Origin of the sequence: Rhizobium ruizarguesonis, assembly GCF_017357285.1 — a bacterium.
In the GTDB taxonomy this organism is placed as follows: Bacteria; Pseudomonadota; Alphaproteobacteria; order Rhizobiales; family Rhizobiaceae; genus Rhizobium; species Rhizobium ruizarguesonis.
The window spans coordinates 621,621-638,910 of the sequence record NZ_CP071681.1; the positions used below are offsets into that span (position 1 = coordinate 621,621).

The window sequence follows — 17,290 nt, forward strand, 5'->3', positions numbered from 1 at the left end:
TTCGAACGATCAGCGAGCGCCTTCCTTGACGCCGGCCAGGGTGGCGTCGATGTTCGACGCATCGACGATGCCCGGGCCGGTCAGCACCGGTGCGGTCGGCAGGTTGGTGCCGTAGTCGATATGCGCGGCGAGAAGCGAAACCCCCAGCAGCGACTGCAGGTAAGGCTGCTGGTCGATTGCAAAGGTCTGCGAACCGTCCTTGATGCGGGCAAGCCCCGAGGCGTTCAGGTCGAAGGTGCCATGCGCGACCTTGCCGACTTTGTTTGCCTGAGCGATCCCGCTTGCAGCCGCATCAGCGTCGGAAGCCCCAACATTGAGGACGCCGTCGATGGTGTCGTCCTGGAGCAGTGTCGCCTTGACGGCTTCGGCGATTGCCGTCTGATCACCGAAGCTGGTCGCCGGCAACGGCAGCTGCTTGCCGGCACCGCCCTTTCCGGTAATGCCGTCGATGACACCCTTGCAACGGGCCTCCTGGTTTGCCGCACCCGGGAGCGTGTTGACGCAGATGACATTTTTCGCACCCTTGGACGCGAAATATTCGCCGCCTGCCTTGCCGGCCGTGTATTCATCAGAGCCGACATAGTTGATCGCGCCAAGCTCGCGCGCTTTGTCGATGTTGCCGGCATTCATCAGGATAACTTTGATGCCCGCGGTGACGGCAGCCTTGATGGCCTCGTCTTCTGCCTCGGGCACCCAGTCGGGCACCACGATACCGGTCACGCCCTGGCTGATGGCCGTGCGGACGAGCTGGGCGGCGTCAGGCCCGAGATTGTCGTAGGTCTGCAGCTGCAGATAGCTGACGGAGCCGCCATTCTTCTCGACGACGAGCCGGGCGTCATCGACGCCCTTCTTGATACGGCTCCAGAATTCGTCGTCGGTCTTGCCGCCGACGACAGCAATATTCGCGGCCATGACAGAAGAAGCGCCAAGAACCAAAACAGCGCCAGCCAGCAGCCCGCGTACGGCGCGCATTGAAAAACTCATGTGATTTCCTCCCAAAAAGGCGGTCGGGAGTAACAATTCCTCAAAGCAAGGCTCCCAACTCGCTGGAATATTTGTATCAACGGATCGCTGAAATTGGAATGCCTATTGCGTTTTGATGAAATTAATGTATCATTTAATTTCATCCAAAAATGGAATGAAATATATCATGAAGAGGCCAACCATTGCCGACCTTGCCCAGGCGTCCGGCGTCAGCATCGCCACGGTCAACCGCATCCTCGGAGGTACCGGCGCAGTGCGTGCGGAAACGATCGAGAGGGTGCAAAATGCCGCGGAAGAGATTGGATTTTATGGTCGCGGCGTGATCGAGGACCGCAGGCAGCGGCTCCTGCCGAATTATCGTTTCGGCTTTCTTCTCCAGCAGTCGAGCCGTGAGCTCTACCGGCTGTTCGGCTCCAAGATCACCGAGGCGGCCGCGAGACGCCAGCACGAGAAAGTCGTGGCCGTGGTCGATTTTGTCGATGTCCTCGAGCCACAAAATATTGCAGATCGTCTCGAAGCGCTTGGCAAACGCTGTGATGCAGTTGCTGTCATTGCGGGTGACCACCCGTTGATCGGGCAGACCATCCAATCGCTCAGGGAGAGGGGGAAGCCGGTTGTTGCCTATATAACCGATCAGTCCGCCCGGGATCGCGCCGGCTTCGTCGGCACCGACAATTGGAAACTCGGGCGGACCGCCGCATGGTTTCTGGCTCAGACCACGCCGATGCCCGGCCGGATCGCCGTATTCATCGGCAATCATCGTTATCAGTGCCAGGATGTCTCCGATGCGAGCTTTCGATCCTATATGCGCGAGCACGCGCCGCATCTTCAGGTGGATGACAGCAGACCGACACATGAGGAGCCGCAGGAAGCCTACCGGATCGTCAGCCAGCTGCTTTCCGAACTCGATGACCTCAGAGGTATCTTCATTGTCGGAGGGGGGATTTCCGGTGTGCTGCGCGCTCTTCGCGAGGCACCCGTCGAAAAGCGGGATAAGGTCAGGGTCGTCTGCCGCGACATCGGCCCGGAAACGCGCAAGGGCTTGACGGAAGGCCTGATCATGGCGGCATTGTGCCATCCGCTGGATCAGATATCGGACGAATTGATCGCGACGATGATCGCCGCGCTGGAACACCGCGACAGCACAACAATCCTTCAGCGCGTGGTTCCCTTTGAAACGATTACGCCCGAAAGCGTTTGAACCGTCCGGTTTGCATAGGGCGGCTGGTCGGAAAGGCCAGCCGCCCTATAAAATGGCAGGGCTGATAGCTATTGTGGTGTCGCGTCAGATGTCGACGACGAGGCCCTTGGCTTTCAGCACCGGTTCGAGATTGCTGACCTCGATGACCGATTTGCCCTGCTTATATGCCGCGATATAGCCGGCCTCGGCATCTTCGCGGGTCTGTGACAGCCTGGCGACTTCCTGCGCTTCCTGGCGACGCACGACCACCAGGCCGTCGGCATCACCGGCGATGATGTCGCCGGGATGGATGATTTCGCCGCCGACGATGATCGTATCGTTCACCGCCGCAATGGTTTCCTTCACTGTCCCCTTGATGCAGACGCTGAGCGAGAAGACCGGAAAGCCAAGCTCCCTCAGTTGAAGCGTGTCGCGCACGCCGGTGTCGGTCACGAGGCCGCCGATGCCCTTTGCAAGGCAGGCATTGGCAAGCACATCGCCGAAGGATCCGGCCTCTTCGTATTCGCCCGCCGATACGACGATGATATCGCCGGGCTTTGCGTAGTTGATGGCGAGCTGCAGCATGATGTTGTCACGCGGCGCGCATTTCACCGTGAAGGCCGGACCGCACAGTTTCATGCGGTAGTCGACGGGCTTGAGGCGGGAGGAAAGGGCTCCGCGGCGCCCTTGGGCTTCGTGGATCGTCGCGGGCGAAAATTTGGAAACGGCGTCGATATCGGCTTTGCTTGGCCGTTCGGCAATATCTTTAATATGGATCATGGATGCCTCCCATTTTTGGCCGACGGCGGGCATGTCCCGCCGTCTGATTTCGTTTGGACCCCGAGATCCTACGGGATCGGGTCGAACTTCAGCTCCGAGAGCGATACGACCTTGTCGGTGCGCGTCATCTTGTATTCGGTATCCGGGCCGAGCCACTTGTCCCAGATCTTGTTGATCTCGCCCGATGTGTCGAGCTTGCGAAGGATCTCGTTGATCTTGGCGGTCAGCGCCGGCTGATCCTTGGCCATACCGATGCCGATCGGCTGGTACAGCATCGGCTCCTCGATCATCCGCATTTCCTTGCCCTTGCTCTTCGATTCATTGACGAACTTGGTCGTCGTCATGGTGTTGGCCACCATGCCGCGCGCCTTGCCCTGCTGGACGGCGAGATAGGCCGAGGCGGTATCCTGGAAGGTCAGTGGGTCGGATTTGTTGAGCTTGATCGACATCTCGGAGGTCGAACCCTTGGTCGAAGCGATGCGCTGGCCCGCATAATCGGCCTTCTTCTTGCCCGCATCATCCGCCGGCACGATCAGCATTTCCTTGGCGAGATAATAGGGATCGCTGAACTGGATCTGCTCGGCGCGGCTCAGAGTATAGGCGAGGTTGGCAACGGTGATGTCGACACGGCCGAGCTTGACCTCGGGCACGCGGGCCTCGACCGAAACCGGCTTGATTTCAGCCTTGACGCCCAGTTCCTTGGCGATGGCGCCGCAGAGATCGACGTCGAAACCGGCCATTTCGCGGGTCTTCGGATCGGGCGAAGCGAAGGGAGGAACGTCAGCGAAAGTCGCGCAGCGCAGGGTTTTCGCCGACATGATGTTGTCGAGCTGATCGGCTTTTGCGGGCAAAGCGGCCGCCATGCCGGCAAATGCGACGGTGAGGGTTAGGCATTTCCAGTTCATTGCTGTTCTCCTTTGTTTTTGGTGGTTGGTATCAATGCCTGAGATCAGCGAGGAAACGCTGCGCACGGGGATGGCTTGGATTGTTGAAGAATTCCTCGGGGGTCGCCATTTCGAGGATCTGGCCGGCATCGATGAACCAGACCCGATCCGCGACGTCGCGCGCGAAACCCATTTCGTGGGTGACGCAGAGCATGGTCATGCCTTCCGACGCCAGGCTCTTCATGACGGCCAGCACTTCGCCGACCATTTCAGGATCGAGCGCGCTGGTCGGCTCGTCGAACAGCATCACCGGCGGTTCCATGGCAAGGGCGCGGGCGATTGCCACCCGCTGCTGCTGGCCACCCGAGAGTTGACCGGGATAGGCCCGCGCCTTGTCGGCGAGACCGACCCGATCGAGAAGCTTGAGGGCCTTGTCCTCGGCGACATCCGGTGCCACGCCTTTCACCCGGATCGGCGACATCGACACGTTTTCGACCACCGAAAGATGCGGAAACAGGTTGAAGTTCTGAAATACGAAGCCGATCCTGCTGCGCAGCGCATTGAGTTCCTTTGCCCGCATGGCGGCGTGAATATTTTGCCCGTCGAGCGTGATCGATCCGCTGTTGATCTCCTCAAGGCGATTGATCGTGCGGATCAGCGTCGACTTTCCCGAACCGGACGGTCCGCAGATGACCACGACCTCGCCGCGCGTCACCTGCGCATCGATGTCCTTCAGGACCGGGTAGTCGCCGTAGCTCTTGCAGACCTGCGAAAGCCGGATCGTCTGCAATTCCTGTGCTGAAACTGACATGGTCATAGCTGCTCCGATATGATTTTCGATGGCGCAACCAAGGCGGCGGCAGGAAGGTTGGAAAGTCCCGCACGTCGCCGCGTGATGCTCCGCTCGAGGCGATTTGCGAAGTAGGTGAGCGTCCAGCAGATGGCGAAATAGACGATCGCCAGAATGAGGAAGACCTGGAAAGGCTGCGTCAGGAGTTGGTTGTTGACCTGGCTTGCGGCAAAGGTCAGGTCCGGCACGTTGATCACGTAGCCGAGCGTCGTGTCCTTGATCGTCGAGACGAAGGTGGAGATGATGCTGGGGATCATGTTGTAGAGCGCCTGCGGCAGGATGATGAAGCGCATCGCGCCGATATAGCTGTGGCCAAGCGCACGCCCCGCATCCATCTGGCCCGGTCCGAGCGCGACGATGCCGGCACGCACGACTTCGCTCAGGAACGCGCTCTGATAGACCACGAGCGTCGTCAGCATCGTCACGAAGCTCGGCACATCAGCGCCGGTCAGCAGCGGAACGAGGAAATAGCTCCACAGGATGAGCATCAAGAGCGGCACGCCCCTGGTGAAATAGACGAGCGCCGTGACCGGCCAGCGCAGCAGCGGCGACCTGGAGAGCCGCGCCAGTGCGAAGAGGATGCTGACCGGAAAAGCGAGAGCGATGCTGAGCGCTGAAAGGATCAGCGTGTTGGCGAGCCCGCCAAGCGGCCCGTTAGGATATTGGCCGATCAGCAGCAGCAGCCAGTAGTCTTGGACGATGGCGATCATGTCGTGGATCATGCCCTCGCACTCCTGGCAGGATCCGTGCGCATGGACAGATAGGCGCCGATGCTCATGATCACGAGCGAGAAGAAAAGGTAGAGAACCGTGCCGATCAGGTAGATCTCGAAGGTCCGGAAGCTGAGGTTCTCGATTTCCTTGACGGCATGCGTCAGTTCCGAGGCTCCGATGACGACGGCGAGACTGCTGTTCTTGAACAGGGAAACGCTGTGATTGATGAGCGGCGGCAGGGCGTTGCGCACGCCCTGCGGCATGATGACGAAACGCATCGCCGAGACATAGCCGTGGCCGAGCGCGCGGGCTGCCTGCATTTGGCCGGGACTGACCGAGCGCACGCCCGACCGAAGATCTTCGCTGAAATAGGCCGCCTGGCAGAGCCCGAGCCCGATCACCGCGAAGATGGCCTCGGCGTTATGGACGGCCAGCCATTCGGCTACTCCGCTCGGCATCAGGGTGAAAATCCCGAAATACCACAGCATCAGCTGAACCAGGGTGGGGACGTTCCGGTGGTAGGATACGTAAGCAGCGACTAACGGATCGCCGAAGCGAAAGGGCGAAAAACGCAAAGCCAGCAGCAGAAGTGCCAGCGCCATCGCCATAGTCCAGGAGCCGGCATAGATGATGAATGTCATCTCGATGCCATGCAGCAGCATGGCGGTATATTCCGGATTTCCGAGGATTGCCGAAAGGTCGAAACCGCTCACGGGTTTGGCTCCCCGGATTGATCCGTCTTCGCCGAAGGCTGGGGCTTTGCCGTCTGCAGGCCGCCCATGACCTGCAGCGTCGGTGTGATCTCCATATGTCCGATGTTGACGGCGACGGGGGCTGCTATGGCGAAGGCAATCGCGTCGGCGATATCGGCCGCCTGCGGCAGTTCGAAGCCGTCGATGAACCGTTCGCGGATGCTGGGGTCATCGCCGTGGACATGATTGAAAATGTCAGTGGCGACCCGGCCGGGGCAGATTTCCGTGACCCGTACCCGCTTGCCGAAAGCGTCGATGCGCAGCTGGTTGGACAGCATGCTCACCCCGGCCTTGGTGGCGTGATAGGATGAATTTCCGCCGAAATTGTAGGCGCCGGCGATCGATGAGATATTGATGACATGTCCGCGGTCGCGCGCCACCATGCCGGGCACGACCATGCGGCAGATGTGCAGGACCGCTCGGAGATTGACGTCGACGAGGAGATCGATATCGCCCTCGTCGGCTTCCAGGAATTTCTTCGGCCGGTCGACGCCGGCATTGTTGACGAGAATATCGAACTCCACTCGACGGGTGAGCTCGGCCATGGCCTGACGGTCGGTCACATCGATGACGTGGGCGATGCAGCCCGTTCGCGCGGCCAGCTGCTGCAACGCTTCGGCGCTACGGGCAACCGCATGGACCTCGATGTTCTCCCGGCGGAACCGCTCCACCACGGCTGCGCCGATACCGGAGGATGCGCCGGTCACCAGTGCGGTCTTGTAGTCGGAGAATGGCATTGTCGTTCCCTTGTTGTTGATCGAGACAGTAGCGAAGCTTAAACCCCTTGCCTAAGACCGATTATCTCTGGAGCAATAAGCAACGGTTATGGAGCGGGCGCAGGCTGCTGAAGAAAAGACAGAGCTGATGCCGGGCATCGCCTCGCGGCGTCCGTGCCGCAGGCGGTCCCCGGTTCTGGCGCCGGCGTCGCGTTGCAAAAGCAATGCGCGTCTGCAAACATGTAAGCCGCGCAGATCAGAACGGTACCCCGATCCTCATGGACATCAGACGCCTCAGATCCTTCATCGTGATCGTCGACAGCGGCAGCATCACGCGAGCGGCGGACCTTCTGCACATCGCCCAGCCGGCCCTCAGCCAGCAGCTTGCGGCACTGGAGGAACATTTCGGCCAGAAGCTGCTGATCCGCAGCCAGCAGGGCGTCAGCATGACCGATGCGGGACATGCGGTGTATCGCCATGCGCAGATTATCCTTCGGCAGATGGAGCAGGCGCAAGCGGATGCGTCGGCAGCCGGGAATTCGCTTGCCGGGCGTGTGTCCGTCGGCCTCGTGCCCTTCAGCAGTGCGGCCACGCTGTCGGTCGACCTCCTGGCGGAGACCCGAAAACGGCATCCCGGTATTCTGCTGCACCTGACCGAAAGCGTCGGCCAGACCTATAGCCAGATGATCATGAACGGCCGGCTGGAGATGGCGCTTCTCCATGGAACCGGACCGATCAAGGGTGTCCGGTTCGAGCCGATTCTCAGCGAAGAGTTTTTCCTTGTCGCGCATCGGGACTTTGCGATCGAAGCGGATGCGAAACCCGTTCCGGTCAATGCCCTCGACGGGATGCCGCTGCTGTTGCCGCCGGCCTATAATTTCGTCCGCCGCGCGGTCGATACCGCCTTCACCCGCACCCGCACCAATTTGAAAGTCGTGGCGGAAGTCGAAATCGTCCGCACGCTGGCCCGTGCGGTGGGCAGCGGCCTCGGCGCGACGATCATGCCGAAAGCCATCGCCGATCGCATCGTATCGGAGTCGAGCGAGCCGCTGATCTGCCGGCTCGTCTCGCCGCGAATCGAAGAAACCCTGTCGCTGTGCGTTTCCGACCAGAATCCGCTGTCGGAACCGGCCCTTGCCGTCCGGGACATCCTTCTCGAGCTGACGGCGCGGTTGAAAAGCTAGAGCATGATGCCGAAAAGTGTGAGCGGTTTTCGGACGACATCATGCTCCATTTCTTTGCTTTAGATCTGAATTCAGATCTAAAGCGCGTCGCCGATCAGCGCATATCCCTGCAGAATTGAGCTATGCGCGCGCAGCCTTCGCCGAGTTTCTCCATGCTGGTCGCGTAGGAAATACGGAAAAAGGGGCTCATTCCGTAAGCCGCCCCTTGCACGGTCGCGACATGATGCTCTTCCACCAGCGCCATGACGAAATCGACATCGGTCTCGATCTTTCGTCCGCCCTTGCTGGTCTTGCCGATCAGCCCGGAAATGTTGGGATAGATGTAAAAGGCGCCTTCGGGCCTGTGGCAGCGCAGCCCGTCCACCTCAGACAATCTGTCTAGGACGAAATCGCGTCTTTCCTTGTAGATCGCCGCACGCTCCTTCAAGAGATCCTGAGGCCCGTCCAGCGCAGCGGTCGCCGCAGCCTGGGTCAGCGTCGCGATGCCGCCGCCATTCTGCCCGTTGACGTTGCTGACGGCGGAGATCAGCTCTTTCGGCCCGGCGCAAAAGCCGAGCCGCCAGCCTGTCATTGCGTAAGCCTTGGAAACGCCGTTCATCGTCAGGACGCGCTCATAGAGCCTGGGTTCGACTTCGGCGATCGTGCAGAACTGGAAGTCGTCATAGACCAGGTGTTCGTAGATATCGTCGGTCATGATCCAGACATTGGGATGACGCAGCATGACCTCGGCAATGGCAGCCATCTCCGCCCGGGAGCAAGCCGCCCCGGTCGGATTGTTCGGGAAATTCAGGAAGAGCCATTTGGTGCGCGGCGTGATCGCCGCCTCCAGATCCTCGGGACGCAGCTTGAAGCCGGTCTGCTCGTGGCAGGGGACGGCGACCGGGATGCCGCCGGCGAATTTGACGATATCCGCATAGCTGACCCAGGAGGGCGTCGGAATGACGACCTCGTCGCCCGGATTGCAGGTTGCCAGCATGGCATTGAAGATCACCTGCTTGCCGCCGCCCGAGACGACGATCTGGCTGGCCTTGTAGTCGAGATTGTTGTCCCGTTTGAACTTCCTGATGATGGCGGATTTGAGCGCCGGCGTACCGTCCATCGGAGGATATTTCGTATCGCCAGCAAGAGCTGCCGCATGAGCCGCTTCGATCGCGTGCGCCGGAGTGGGGAAATCCGGCTCGCCAGACGAGAGGCTGACGACTTTGATCCCGTTGGCGGCCAGTTCCCTGGCGCGCTGGGTCATGGCGGCGGATGCGGATATGGAGACGTTTTTCAGGCGGTCTGATACAGCGGACATCAAGATGGTCCTTCGATGAGGGATTGGAATGGGAGACCGCCCGCAGGCGATCAGGATTGTATCAATCGGCGAGTTCGGCGGCAGGCGCGAGCGCAGCACCCGTGGCTTCGATCTCGCCGCGCACGATGCCGGCAAGCTCCAAGGCGCCGGGTGTGTCGCTATGGACGAGAATGGAGCGGGCCGGCATTGCGATCACCGCTCCGTCGATCGTCTCGACGGTTCCTTCGAGGAGGAATTGTCGTACGCGTGCACGCACCGAGGCTTCGTCCTTGATGACGGCGCCAGCGAGCCCGCGCGCGACAAGTCTGCCCTGGGCATCATAAGCCCGGTCCGCAAGGAAAAGCGCCAGCGTCTTCAACCGCGCGCGTCTGGCCGCCTGCTGGATCTCGCTGCCTGACGTGACGAAGACGACGAGGCCGGCGTCCACGGTGGCGATCGCATCCATCATCAGGTCGGCCAGCACGGGATCGCGGTTGACCATATTGCCCATGGCGGCGTGGAAGCTGATATGGGAGACAGTCACACCCTCGGCTTTGGCGATCGCCATCAATGCGCCGAGTTGATAGAGCATCTGCTGGCGAAGCTCGTCTGCGGAAAACGGTATTTCGCGCCGGCCGAAACCCGCCCGATCAGGCAAACCGGGATGCGCGCCGATTCCGACGCCGTTCAGTTTCGCAAGCCGGACCATACGCCCCATCGTATCGGGGTCGCCGCCGTGGAAACCGCAGGCGATGTTGGCCGACGAGACGAGTTTCATCATCGCTTCGTCGTCGCACAGCCGGTAGGGACCAAATCCTTCGCCCATGTCGGAATTCAGATCGATCTTCATCAGTTCCTCCTTTTGACGGCCTCTTGTGCGACACGCATTAGGCCATCGCCTTCAAGGCGCGCTTGACCATTCGGGATGTCTGCCTGACGTCGTCGACATAGCGGGCGATAGCCTGCTCCACCTTGCGCGCCTCCGCATGGGTCGAGCGAACGAACTTCAGGCGGGCGCCGATGCGGGCTTGGCCGAGCCGCCAGAGATCGCATTCGATTACGCCGGCGATCTTCGGATAGCCGCCGGCAGTGTTGGCATCGCTCATCTGCACGATCGGTTCGCCGCCGGGCGGAACCTGGATCACGCCGGGCACGACGCCGTGGGAACGCATCTCGATGGACGCCGTCGGCTTGATCGGCTCGCCTGATAAGCGGTAGCCCGTCCGGTCGCTTCGGGAGGAAATCCTCCAGGTCTGGCTCCAGAAAGCTTCGCCATCGCCTGCGAAAAGATCGTGCTCACCGGCAGGCAAGGCGCGGATCGGCAGCGTGCCGTCGACAGCAGCCGGGAAGACATCGCGCAGTGCCACGGCCGGTTCGACGACGGCGAGACCCGAGGCTGGCAGCATGGCGATCTCTGCGTCCTCGCCGACCGCGATCCGATCGCCCTTCGCCAGAGGCCGGCCGGCATTGCCGCCGAAGCTGCCGCGCAGCGACGTGCTTCGCGAACCCATGACAACGGGGATATCCAGCCCGCCTCCGACCGAAATATAGGAGCGCGCCAGCCGTGGAGGCTGTTTCAGTTCGAGAACCTGTCCGGGCTCCGCGATGTAAGCGCACCAGGCAAGCAGTTCCATTCCGCTAAGATGAGGATTGCCGTCGGCGCCGGTCACGGCAAAGACCACGCGTCGCTCGAAACGCAGGCTGAACGGGAAGGTCTGCACCTCTATCGCGGCGGCATTTTCATCATTGCCGACGAGAATGTTGCCGATGCGGACCGCAAGCGGATCCATCGCACCGCTGGCCGATACGCCGATATCGCGATAGCCGGGGCGGCCAAGGTCCTGCACCGTGTTGAACGGACCGCTTTCCAAGATCTCGATCATAGCTCGATCCTCGCCGGCAGGAACCGCACCGTATCTCCAGGCGCCATCATGGCGGGTCTCGATGAGGCGGGGTCGAACATCTCAAGTGCCGCGAAGCCGATGGAATTCCAGCCATTCGGACCTGTGAGCATGGCGACGCCGGTCTGCATGCCGCCGATGGTGACGCAGCCCTTCGGCATTTTCAGCGAGGGCACGGTCTTTCGCGGCATGTAGATGCGCGGATCGAGACCATGCAGATAGCCGAAGCCGGGAGCGCTGCCCAAGGCGAAGACACGGTAGGTCGCTTCATGATGGATGCGGACGACCTCGCGGTCGCTCAAGCCCGAGAGATTACAAAGGGCCGGAAGATCCGTCGCATATTCGCCGCCATAATCGACGGGGATCTCGATGGTCTTGCCGTTGAGATCGATGCTGCGCGCATTCTCCCATGCCTCCAGCAGCCGGGCGACCACCGCATCCGGATCTTCGGGCGTCTCCTTGAAGATCACCAGCAGGTTGGTCATGCCCGGAATGTTTTCGGCAAGGTCCGGCCAGCCTTTCACGCTCTGGGACAGAGCCCAGATCCGCCGCTGCGCGACGAGATCGAAGTCGCCGGGCGCCTCGAGCAGGAAGGATCTGGCGCCGATCGAGGAAACCCGCGCCCGGCTTTTGGTGGCCGGAACGATCTCGCGTTGCGATGCATGTCTGTTCGTCGTGGCGATCATGATGGGAGCTCGATTTCGAACAGAGAATCGCCAAAGCCGACCAGTGCTCCGGGCTCGGCGAGCAGCCTGATCAAAACACCGGAACGGCCGGCGCGAAAGGGAAGCAGGATATGCCCTACCCCGACGAACCCGACGATATCTGCATCGGATACGGAGCGCGGCAGTTTTTGCGGTACAGCGGACGCCGGATGATCGAGGCAGAAGCGGCCCGCCATTGGCGCCTTCACGACAGCCGATGTCAAACCGGGAGCACGGGGCGGGGCGTCGGTCGAGCTGATCCGGGCGCCGCCTTTTTCGGCGACGACGATGCGAAGCTGTCCGCCCGGCCGGGAGATTTCGAGACCGTCCACACCGGCGGCCGTCAGCGCCTCGGTGAGGAATGCGATGGTTGCCGGATCGCTGAAATCGATCGCGCTCATGCCGCCCTCCGCAGCTTCAGCCATTGTTCGAGATAATGAATGTCCGTCTCGCCCTGCGCGAATGCGCCGTCCTCGAACAGGGCGCGCAGGAAGGGGATATTGGTGGAAATCCCCTCGACTTCCGTGCCGGCAAGCGCCTCGCGCATTCTTGCCATCGCTTCCGCCCGCGTCGGCGCATGGACGATCAGTTTGGCGATCAGCGAATCGTAATAGGGCGAGACCTTGTAGCCGGCATGAATATGCGTATCGACGCGGATGCCCGGCCCCGTGGGCAAAGCCAGATGGGTGACGACACCCGCCGAGGGCAGGAAGCTATCCGGGTCCTCGGCGTTGATGCGGCATTCGAAGGAATGGCCTTCGCATGTCACGTCGCCTTGGTTGAGATCAAGAACGTGGCCCTGAGCTGCCTTTATCTGCGCCTGGACGATATCGACACCGCTCGTCATCTCGGTGACGGGATGTTCGACCTGAAGTCGCGTATTCATCTCGATGAAATAGAAAGCACCGTCCTCGTAGAGGAATTCGAAGGTTCCGACACCCCGGTAGCCGATTTGAAGGCAGGCCTGCACGCAGGCCATGCCGACCGGCTGGATGATATCGGGCACAATTCCCGCCGCCGGCGCCTCCTCAACCACTTTCTGATGGCGGCGCTGCATCGAGCAATCCCGGTGCCCCAGCCACACGGCATTGCCGTGATCGTCGCAAATGACCTGTATCTCGATGTGGCGCGGATGCTCTAAGAATTTCTCCATGTAGAGCGAAGGTGAGCCGAAGGCCTTGCGGGCCTCTTCCCGCGTCAGCGCAATTGCTTCATGCAGCACGTCGGCCTTTGGCACGACGCGCATGCCGCGTCCGCCGCCGCCGCCGGCTGCCTTGATGATGACGGGATATCCGATTTCGAGCGCTATGCGCTCGATCGTGGCGGGGTCGTCGGGCAGCGCGGTATCCGGACCGGGAACGCAGGGGACGCCGGCTGCCATCATCGCCCGCTTTGCAGAGATCTTGTCGCCCAAGATGGCAATCGAGGACGAGGTCGGACCGATGAAGGTCAATCCCGCCTTTTCGGCGGCGTCGGCGAAGGCGGCGTTTTCCGATAGAAAGCCGTAACCCGGATGGATGGCGCCGGCGCCGGCCAGACGCGCCGCCAGAAGGATGGCATCCTGATTGAGATAGCTCTTGGCAGCACTCGACGGGCCGATGCAGAGAAGGCTGTCTGCGGTGCTGCCGTAGGGCGCTTCCCTGTCAGCCTCGGAGCAGATGGCGACCGTCTTCAGACCGAGCTCGCGGCAGGCGCGCTGGATCCGGACTGCGATTTCGCCGCGATTGGCGATCAGGACGGTATCGAAGCGGCCTGCCGCAGACTGTTCAGGCGTTTCCAGCATCATGCAATCTCCGCGAGCAGATCGCCGGTCTCGACCTCGCCATCGTCGATTTCGGTGAGATGCGTGATGCGCCCCGACCGCGGCGCAGCGATCGTGTTGAAGACCTTCATCGCCTCGATGATGAAAAGCGTCTGCCCCTCTTCCACCTCGTCACCGATCGTGACGAATGGTAGCTCCCCGGGCGCCGGGGTCCGATGCAGAACGCCGAAGACCGGCGCCTTCACCGCATAGGTTTTCTCATGCCTCGAAGGCGTATCGGTGCCAGCATCATTGCCAAGGCTTGTCGTCGATCCTGCCTCTTGCTCGGGCTCGGCAGCAGCCTCCTGACCCTGCGACGCGCGGAAGATCCGAACCGTCACGTCCTTCTCCGTCACCGTCAGCTCGGTAATGTTCGATCGTCCGACAAAGTCGATCAGCGTCTTGATCTTCGAGAGGTCCATATGCGTGCTCGGAATTTCAAATTCCACCGCGCATAGCTGAAGTTTCAGATCGCCCGGCGTTGTCATTTTCGTAGCACGACGCGCCGACTGATGGGGTCAGACGAAGTTTTGATGGAGCGTGACCTGCGCCCATGGAAACATATCACCGAACGCTCGCGAATTTCCCTCGACGGCAGCAGCGGCCACCGAATTCCGCTGGCGTGACCGACGTTGCCAACCGGCATGACGAGACCAAGGTATTCCTCCCCCAACAACACGGCCAATTCCCGCCACTATCCCACTCGAGCAAAACGATATCCGACAGACTCCAGCCTGATTTTAGATAATCGATTCGCAGATTACAGCATGATACTTAGATCCTGTAATCATATTGTAGACTGAGTCATGTGGATTGATAATCAGACTGTATGCTGATATTTATTGTCTCATGATCAGCTTACCGTCTGAGGGCAATGGATGAAGAGTGACAGTCGAAAGAGGGGGCGCCTGCGCCTTGATGAACGACTTCGAGCGCTCCACCCGATCGACCGGTTCAGGGCGCCGCCGAAGGGATGGGTGCGCGCACTACGCGACGCACTCGGAATGACGGGCGCGCAACTCGGCGCACGCATTGGCGTGCGACCTCAAACTGTTGAAGCCATCGAGAAGTCGGAAGCCGCAGGCACGATCCAACTCAATACCTTACGTCGCGCAGCTGAGGCGCTGGATTGCACTCTCGTCTACGCCCTCGTTCCAAACAGTTCACTTGAGACTGTCATCGAGGGGCGCGCAAGGAAGATCGCAACACGTGAGCTTCAGCGTGTCGCGCATACGATGCGGCTCGAAGCTCAGGACACAGATGAAGCAGACTTCGAATCCCGCGTCCAGACATACATTCGCGACAGGCTCTCCGAGCGCGACCTCTGGAACGAGACATGACGGACCTGTTTCAGGAGCCTGAGGACGCAACACCCCTTGAACCGCAAGAGCGAGAGGGACTGCTTCAGACCTGGATCACGCACCGCCGTGATCTCAACGAGGCGGAGCAGGAAAGCATCGTCGAGGGTGCGGCCTGGGCGCGCGGTCGCCGGCGCGTATCGCTTGAGCGAATGCTCAGCGAGGACTTCATGCGAACACTGCACAAGCGGATGTTTGGCGACGTCTGGGAATGGGCCGGCACTTTCCGAACGACCGAGCGCAACATCGGCGTCCAAGCCTACCGCATCGGAGTGGAGCTCGCGAGCCTGTTAAGCGACGTCGGCTATTGGGTTGGGCATGAGGCATTTCCGTCGGATGAAATTGCGATCAGGTTTCACCATCGCCTGGTCGCGATCCACCCGTTTCCAAACGGAAATGGCCGTCACGCTCGCTTGGCGGCCGATCTTCTGATCGAACGCCTTGGCGGCGAGCGTTTCAGTTGGGGCGGCGAAACTCTGGCCGATGTCGGTGAACTGCGCACTCGCTACGTCGTGGCCCTTCGCGCAGCAGACAACCATGATATCGCGCCGCTGCTAGAATTCGCGCGCACCTGAGAAGCGGCGTATCGTTCGCCTTGATAGTATCTGAACCGTCGACCATTTACGCCACAAGACGCTTTTCGAACGAAATCAGCGGATCAGTGCGTATAAAATGCGGTCACCCTTTCGCTTGCCAAGTCGTGGCCAGCTTTTCACTCGGCAATCTTTGCTTCAGGAAACGTCCACTTGCCTTCGGTGCTGCCGGCTTGGCGATCGGTCAGGCGTTGCAGGCACGCTTCAGAATATCGCGGCTGGAAGTCATGCTTGACAATGAAAGCATATGCTCCTATCTGTTAGCAAATACGAGCATATGCTCTCAATAAGGAGATATGGCAATGAGCAAGACAGATATCCTGGTCAGCGGGGCAACCGGGCGGACCGGCGGCGCTGCTATCGACGAGCTTCTTCAACTAGGCAAAAAGGTCCGAGCCTATGTTCGCTCGGACGACGACCGCGCGAAAGCACTGCGGAAGCGCGGCGTCGAAATCGCGGTTGGCGATTTCACTGACATCGACGACATTCGTGCGGCGATGGAGGGTATTCGATCTGCATACTTTCTTCACCCAATCGCGCCCGGAATTCTTAGTGCAGCTGCCTACTTCGCGCAGGCGGCGAAGGAAGCCGGCCTCTCCGCGATTGTAAACATGTCGCAGATCTCGGCACGTCGAGAATCCACCAGCCACGCAGCGCAGGATCATTGGATTTCGGAGCGCGTCTTCGACTGGTCAGGCGTCCCAACCACGCATCTGCGTCCAACCTTCTTTGCCGATTGGCTCGTCTATCCGCATTTTGCAAGGGAGATCTGGGCGGCCAAGAAAATCGAATTCCCTTTCGAGAACGGCCGCCATGCACCGATTAGCTCGGATGACCAGGGGCGTGTAATCGCCCATCTGCTGGCAAAGCCGGAAGGCCATGAAGGCGAGATTTATACCCTTCACGGCCCCGTCGAAATGAACCACACAGAGATCGCCGCAGCAATGAGTGATGTTCTGGGAGCCAAGATCGAATACGCGCCGGCCTCGATCGAAGCCTTTAAAGACAAGATGGAGACGCTCTACAAGTTTCCGCCCTTCCTCGTGCAGCACCTAGTCGAAGTCGCTCAGAACTACCGCGAGGGCGTCTTTTCCGGCACCAACGACGTCGTCGAGCGCGTGACCGGAACCCCTGCCCTCTCCGTACCGGAATTCATCGCCAAGAACCGTGACGCCTTCCAGTGAAGGCGAAAGCCAGGAGTAACGGCTATGTCGAGCACTCACCAAGAACGCCATCCATTCCTAGACGACCTGACCGCAGAAGCGGAACTGATCAGTTCCGTGCTGCGTGGACCGGTGATCGGTCGGGAAGAAATCCGGCGTGTCGTAGATGCCGTCGGCACTTTCTACGTCGAGCAAACCCCGACCTTTATGGAGATCGTCGGTTCGCGGACGTTTCTGGAATATGAAGCGCTATTGACCAGCGGCGAACGCCTGAATGCGACCGTCATCATCGATCGCCACCCGGATGGCTCCATACCGCGCGTAAGCGTCCGTATGGCCCCGGTCCATGCCGTTGTGTCGCTCGCCGACCACCTCAAAGGCGCGCTATCCGGTCAGTTGCCCAAGCAGCTTTTCCTCTGAATTCAACAGCTCATTTGGCCTCCGCCGGAGT

At 60.6% G+C, this 17,290-nt stretch carries 20 protein-coding genes; 6 read left to right on the forward strand and 14 right to left on the reverse strand.

Annotated elements, in window-relative coordinates; translation table 11 throughout:
- Nucleotides 1-9: 9 nt before the first annotated feature.
- Nucleotides 10-984 (reverse strand): substrate-binding domain-containing protein, encoded by a 975-nt coding sequence (locus J3P73_RS33960; protein ID WP_130690309.1) that lies wholly within the window; start codon nucleotides 982-984, stop codon nucleotides 10-12.
- Between the two features lie 166 nt (nucleotides 985-1,150).
- On the opposite strand from J3P73_RS33960, the gene J3P73_RS33965 reads away from it, so the two are divergent.
- The gene (locus J3P73_RS33965) at nucleotides 1,151-2,185 is read left to right on the forward strand and encodes a LacI family DNA-binding transcriptional regulator (protein ID WP_024320317.1); all 1,035 of its coding nucleotides are present in this window, start codon (nucleotides 1,151-1,153) and stop codon (nucleotides 2,183-2,185) included.
- Between the two features lie 84 nt (nucleotides 2,186-2,269).
- Here the strand turns inward: J3P73_RS33965 and J3P73_RS33970 are convergent, their stop codons facing one another.
- From J3P73_RS33970 to J3P73_RS33995, 6 genes are all read right to left on the reverse strand, one after another.
- Nucleotides 2,270-2,944, reverse strand: a complete 675-nt coding sequence (locus J3P73_RS33970) for a 4-carboxy-4-hydroxy-2-oxoadipate aldolase/oxaloacetate decarboxylase (RefSeq protein WP_011654448.1) — start codon at nucleotides 2,942-2,944, stop codon at nucleotides 2,270-2,272.
- A 68-nt stretch (nucleotides 2,945-3,012) separates the two neighbouring features.
- Nucleotides 3,013-3,849 carry an ABC transporter substrate-binding protein gene (locus J3P73_RS33975; RefSeq protein ID WP_207580121.1) on the reverse strand — a complete coding sequence of 279 codons (837 nt, stop codon included), beginning with the start codon at nucleotides 3,847-3,849 and terminating at the stop codon, nucleotides 3,013-3,015.
- Between the two features lie 31 nt (nucleotides 3,850-3,880).
- Nucleotides 3,881-4,645: an amino acid ABC transporter ATP-binding protein gene (locus tag J3P73_RS33980; RefSeq protein WP_018070669.1), complete on the reverse strand. Its 765-nt coding sequence runs from the start codon at nucleotides 4,643-4,645 to the stop codon at nucleotides 3,881-3,883.
- Nucleotides 4,642-5,400, reverse strand: a complete 759-nt coding sequence (locus tag J3P73_RS33985; protein ID WP_003538412.1) for an amino acid ABC transporter permease — start codon at nucleotides 5,398-5,400, stop codon at nucleotides 4,642-4,644. The genes J3P73_RS33980 and J3P73_RS33985 overlap by 4 nt, the downstream gene beginning before the upstream one ends.
- Entirely contained in the window at nucleotides 5,397-6,104 is a 708-nt protein-coding gene (locus J3P73_RS33990) for an amino acid ABC transporter permease (protein ID WP_130657990.1), read from the reverse strand. Before J3P73_RS33990 ends, J3P73_RS33985 begins: the two co-directional genes overlap by 4 nt.
- Entirely contained in the window at nucleotides 6,101-6,880 is a 780-nt protein-coding gene (locus J3P73_RS33995; protein ID WP_018070666.1) for an SDR family oxidoreductase, read from the reverse strand. Before J3P73_RS33995 ends, J3P73_RS33990 begins: the two co-directional genes overlap by 4 nt.
- Nucleotides 6,881-7,083: 203 nt before the next feature.
- Here J3P73_RS33995 and nac point away from each other — a divergent pair, with 203 nt between their 5' ends.
- Nucleotides 7,084-8,043, forward strand: coding sequence for a nitrogen assimilation transcriptional regulator NAC (gene nac, locus J3P73_RS34000; protein WP_130662887.1), 960 nt, complete (start codon nucleotides 7,084-7,086; stop codon nucleotides 8,041-8,043).
- Between the two features lie 94 nt (nucleotides 8,044-8,137).
- Here the strand turns inward: nac and J3P73_RS34005 are convergent, their stop codons facing one another.
- The 7 genes from J3P73_RS34005 to J3P73_RS34035 all read right to left on the reverse strand — a co-directional run bounded on the left by J3P73_RS34005 (nucleotide 8,138) and on the right by J3P73_RS34035 (nucleotide 14,147).
- Nucleotides 8,138-9,340 carry a pyridoxal phosphate-dependent aminotransferase gene (locus tag J3P73_RS34005; protein ID WP_207580122.1) on the reverse strand — a complete coding sequence of 401 codons (1,203 nt, stop codon included), beginning with the start codon at nucleotides 9,338-9,340 and terminating at the stop codon, nucleotides 8,138-8,140.
- Between the two features lie 61 nt (nucleotides 9,341-9,401).
- Nucleotides 9,402-10,169 (reverse strand): 5-oxoprolinase subunit PxpA, encoded by a 768-nt coding sequence (locus J3P73_RS34010; protein WP_207580123.1) that lies wholly within the window; start codon nucleotides 10,167-10,169, stop codon nucleotides 9,402-9,404.
- A 37-nt stretch (nucleotides 10,170-10,206) separates the two neighbouring features.
- On the reverse strand, nucleotides 10,207-11,202 hold the full coding sequence (locus J3P73_RS34015; RefSeq protein WP_207580124.1) for a 5-oxoprolinase subunit C family protein: 996 nt from the start codon (nucleotides 11,200-11,202) through the stop codon (nucleotides 10,207-10,209).
- Nucleotides 11,199-11,906 (reverse strand): 5-oxoprolinase subunit PxpB, encoded by a 708-nt coding sequence (gene pxpB, locus J3P73_RS34020; protein ID WP_018070661.1) that lies wholly within the window; start codon nucleotides 11,904-11,906, stop codon nucleotides 11,199-11,201. The genes J3P73_RS34015 and pxpB overlap by 4 nt, the downstream gene beginning before the upstream one ends.
- Nucleotides 11,903-12,325 carry an acetyl-CoA carboxylase gene (locus J3P73_RS34025; protein WP_207580125.1) on the reverse strand — a complete coding sequence of 141 codons (423 nt, stop codon included), beginning with the start codon at nucleotides 12,323-12,325 and terminating at the stop codon, nucleotides 11,903-11,905. Before J3P73_RS34025 ends, pxpB begins: the two co-directional genes overlap by 4 nt.
- A complete protein-coding gene (locus tag J3P73_RS34030) occupies nucleotides 12,322-13,707 on the reverse strand; it encodes an acetyl-CoA carboxylase biotin carboxylase subunit (protein WP_130690300.1) in 1,386 nt (461 codons plus the stop codon). The genes J3P73_RS34025 and J3P73_RS34030 overlap by 4 nt, the downstream gene beginning before the upstream one ends.
- Nucleotides 13,707-14,147, reverse strand: a complete 441-nt coding sequence (locus tag J3P73_RS34035; protein WP_075223825.1) for an acetyl-CoA carboxylase biotin carboxyl carrier protein — start codon at nucleotides 14,145-14,147, stop codon at nucleotides 13,707-13,709. Before J3P73_RS34035 ends, J3P73_RS34030 begins: the two co-directional genes overlap by 1 nt.
- Nucleotides 14,148-14,603: 456 nt before the next feature.
- Between J3P73_RS34035 and J3P73_RS34040 the strand changes: the two genes are divergently transcribed.
- The 4 genes from J3P73_RS34040 to J3P73_RS34055 all read left to right on the forward strand — a co-directional run bounded on the left by J3P73_RS34040 (nucleotide 14,604) and on the right by J3P73_RS34055 (nucleotide 17,259).
- A complete protein-coding gene (locus J3P73_RS34040) occupies nucleotides 14,604-15,065 on the forward strand; it encodes a mobile mystery protein A (RefSeq protein ID WP_018070657.1) in 462 nt (153 codons plus the stop codon).
- Nucleotides 15,062-15,658 (forward strand): mobile mystery protein B, encoded by a 597-nt coding sequence (locus J3P73_RS34045; protein WP_130687205.1) that lies wholly within the window; start codon nucleotides 15,062-15,064, stop codon nucleotides 15,656-15,658. The genes J3P73_RS34040 and J3P73_RS34045 overlap by 4 nt, the downstream gene beginning before the upstream one ends.
- A gap of 320 nt (nucleotides 15,659-15,978) precedes the next feature.
- Nucleotides 15,979-16,860, forward strand: coding sequence for an NmrA family NAD(P)-binding protein (locus J3P73_RS34050; protein WP_130720405.1), 882 nt, complete (start codon nucleotides 15,979-15,981; stop codon nucleotides 16,858-16,860).
- Between the two features lie 24 nt (nucleotides 16,861-16,884).
- Complete coding sequence (locus J3P73_RS34055; RefSeq protein ID WP_075223794.1) at nucleotides 16,885-17,259, forward strand: hypothetical protein; 375 nt, start codon at nucleotides 16,885-16,887, stop codon at nucleotides 17,257-17,259.
- The last annotated feature ends 31 nt before the right edge of the window (nucleotides 17,260-17,290 follow it).